The 2,377-nt window shown below is 60.4% G+C and carries 3 protein-coding genes; 1 reads left to right on the forward strand and 2 read right to left on the reverse strand.

Annotation, left to right across the window (positions count from 1 at the left end; all coding sequences use genetic code 11):
* Positions 1–452: 452 nt before the first annotated feature.
* A complete protein-coding gene (locus ACWD04_RS33885; protein WP_451137565.1) occupies positions 453–743 on the reverse strand; it encodes a hypothetical protein in 291 nt (96 codons plus the stop codon).
* A 15-nt stretch (positions 744–758) separates the two neighbouring features.
* A complete protein-coding gene (locus ACWD04_RS33890) occupies positions 759–1,739 on the reverse strand; it encodes a hypothetical protein (RefSeq protein WP_451137566.1) in 981 nt (326 codons plus the stop codon).
* Positions 1,740–1,777: 38 nt separating this feature from the next.
* Here ACWD04_RS33890 and ACWD04_RS33895 point away from each other — a divergent pair, with 38 nt between their 5' ends.
* Positions 1,778–2,212 (forward strand): hypothetical protein, encoded by a 435-nt coding sequence (locus ACWD04_RS33895; protein ID WP_451137567.1) that lies wholly within the window; start codon positions 1,778–1,780, stop codon positions 2,210–2,212.
* The last annotated feature ends 165 nt before the right edge of the window (positions 2,213–2,377 follow it).

A 2,377-nucleotide genomic window follows, 5' to 3' on the forward strand; every position in this document is an offset into this window, starting at 1 on the left:
AACCCCTCAGCAAGGTTCATCGTCCCAGGTCAGGAAGGCACTTTCGCGTTTCCCCCCCCAAGCCAGGCGTACCCAAGTGAAACGGCGAGGTTAGGAACCTGTTGCACCCCGCCATCAATGGTATGAATCCCAAGCTCGCCTCCGGGAAGGTCCACCTCCACCTCCTCTCGACCGAACCAACGGGCATCCGCGTCCGGAGGTAGGTTGGACCAATTTTCCAACCGCACAACCGCCTCAATTACCTGAGATGGCACCTGCAGGTAAACCAGGCCGGGGACGGATAGCAACCAGTGTCCATCATCCGGGTCTAGCCCATACGGGTCGACCGAGGTATCAACCAATCCGAGAAGGCGGTAACTTGGACTGACCACTGTTTCATATGCATCCAGCAATCTACTCAAGGGGTTCCTCTCTCACTCGAATGAACAGCCAGCACCTTGGTGTGGTGGCAGTCATGTCGACGATCTTTGCTGTAGTCGGCGGCCAACTTCTGCGGCGTAGTCGGCACCGAAGCCTTGGCTTTCACGGGTCCAGTTATCTCCAGTGGACTGGTGGAATCCAAGCAGTCGGCTGATGACGACGGCGGGCAGCTCCGAGGCGATGTCCATCAGAGACGCGTGGCGTGCGAGCTGAGGAATTGGATGTAGTGAGGCCGCCGCTATCCGAGCCGTCATTGCCCTCGAACCTGCCGCCGGATCAAGGTGGAAAGTGATGATCGCGCGGACCATAATCACGATCGCCACGGGCTTGATGGGCGACTACTCCATCTCCGTGTCGAAGAACTTAATGACTGACGTGACCAGCATGAGCCCCATCACCGCGTTGATCCGGCTGTACTGGGCGCGCGAGACGGCATGCGTGGTCGGGTGCCTTCCAAAGGTGCGCGGGATCGGGTCGCCGTCTTCTGTCTTGTACTTCGCGTGCGCGCACCACACTGGTGCGAAAGTGAAAGCCGCCCGGATCTTGTAATCGTCCAGGTTGAAACGAACACCGTTCTTCTTGAAGTTATTACGCGTCACCTCAAGCCGAGCCGCATCATCGAAGTTGCTGCGCAAGACACTGTCGAGAAGGTTTCCGGCAAGGGCCTGAGCAGGCGCCGTGTGCCCCTCCTGGAGGGCCCGCACGCAATCGATCCCGAACTTCTTGGAGTCCTGCAATGCGGGGTGAGTTACGTCACTCAGCACCGTCTCGCATTCAGTGACTATGCCCTTCCAACGACGACTGATGATGCGCCGCCGCTCTGCGGCGGTGGAGGCATCCAAGAGAGCCTGAATGACCTTCGGGCCAGGAACCCACATCAAGGCGATGCCCTCATCAATCAAAAGGGACTCGAACCCATCAATGCCCGGACGGCTTACACCCTCCCAGTTTTCGGGGAAGATGCGCGACTGGAAGTCTCTGATCGACTCAAAGATGCGCTCCCACTGCGGAGCATACGAGCGATTGACCGACTCAATCAGCGTGCGTAGAGAACTATGGAAGGCATACATCCCCTGCAACTGCTTCTGAAGCTGCGTTACCTGGGAAACCAACGGCGGCACAATCGTTGGGAAGTTCTTGGTCAGGTTCAGCCTGAACGCGGCCGACTCCTGCAGCATCCTGTTGATTGGCGGGAACATGCTCCTCGCCCAGTTCTGCTGCCACTCGATGAGTTGGTCCATAGAACCCCGGAAGTGCTCAAGCGCCTTGTCCAGGTCCTCATCGTCGGAGCCCTCGTCCGACTGGTGCTCGTCGTTCATGACGTCATGCTGCCACTGCCCCGCCCGCTGGTCGACGGATTACCTCCTCTTGTACTCATGGCACTGCTGCCGCTCGTCCGGCTGAAGTGCAGATAAGCACCGACTGCTGGAAGGCGGCGCGCGACGCCGACACCAAGTCGAAGGAAGAGTGGCTCGCGGCCAAACGCGCCGCCGAGCAGGAGGCCGCCCTCGCATGGTCGAAGCAGTTCGACATGCCGCAGCTGGAAGGCCCGGAGAAGGCCCTGGACTGGGGTGAGCGCTCCCGCCACCAGCTGATGACAGCGGCACACACCGCGCTGGTCGTAGAGGGAGATTGGGACGAGGCGGACTGGGCGGAACTGGACGAGAAGGCCCGCGCCATCGCCCGTGCCGGATGGTGGATCGACCAGCGCGAAGCCGACGGCCCTGACCTGCTCGAACTCCTCGACGCGGCCACCGAGGCGGACTGCGGAACTCAGAACCCGTTCCGCTGATCGCGGCGCAACATAGCCGGGAAACGCCGGTTAGCCAAACCGGCGTTCCTCCGGACCATTGTTCCTCCCACTAGCCTCGCCGTTTCGGTTGGGGTGCGGGTGAGGTTGAGTAGAAACGCAAAAGTGCCTTCCTGAGCTGGGACGATGGACCTTGTCTAGGGGTTC

It is taken from the genome of Streptomyces sp. NPDC002911 (genome assembly GCF_053591835.1).

Bases quoted from the DNA above. Each gene is read 5' to 3' on its own strand.
- ACWD04_RS33890 (WP_451137566.1), bottom strand. From the start codon at position 1,739: ATGAACGACGAGCACCAGTCGGACGAGGGCTCCGACGATGAGGACCTG.